The sequence below is a fragment of the Polaromonas sp. P4_H1 genome (genome assembly GCF_056400945.1).
The window spans coordinates 1-699 of the sequence record NZ_JBFUKG010000063.1; the positions used below are offsets into that span (position 1 = coordinate 1).

Consider the following 699-nt stretch of genomic DNA (forward strand, 5'->3'; position numbering starts at 1 on the left):
TCCATCTTGTCGGCATAGAGACCAAGCTTCGTCAGGTGCCGCTGCATGGCCTCGACATCGGTGCTGCGCAACTGGTTCGATGCCGACCACGGCGTTGCAAAGGGCTGCGCATTGGCCATTCGATCACTGAGATGGCCGACGAACAGCACATAGAGATCGGAGAAATGGTATTCCTTGATGACGAAATAGTTCTTCGTCGTCAGGAAGGCCGGGCCATAGATCCCCTCCGGCTGCAGCAGCGATGCCGGCTGCGCCTGCTCCGCCGCGCTGAGCTTCTCGCCACGGACCGGAATGAAGCCGGCACGAATCCACTCCCCAATCGGCCGGGTGACTTCTGGCACACCCATCGTACAGTCGGCATTGGCCGGCGCACGCACTTCATAGGCCCAGCGCAGACCGCGCTGCCAACCCTTGTTCGTGAGTTGCTGCGCCGCTGATGCCAGCGCATCCGGCACCGACTTCCAGATATCGACAYGGCCGTYGCCGTCGAAATCGACGCCGTGCTTATCCAGTTCCGACGGCAGGAATTGCGTGAGCCCCGTCGCGCCGCCCCAGGACACGCGCAGATCCTTGCGCGATACGTCGCCGCGCTCGATCAGTTTCAATGCCGCGATGAACTCGCCGCGATACTGGTCCTTGCGGCGACCGACATAGGCTTGCGTCGCCAGCACGCGAATGCCGTCATAGGGCAACGCATAC

The 699-nt window shown here is 62.1% G+C and carries 1 protein-coding gene; it reads right to left on the reverse strand.

The window, feature by feature from the left end; translation table 11 throughout:
* On the reverse strand, positions 1-699 hold a 699-nt coding region (locus tag AC1DS5_RS25075), incomplete at both ends, for a lytic murein transglycosylase (protein ID WP_477720954.1).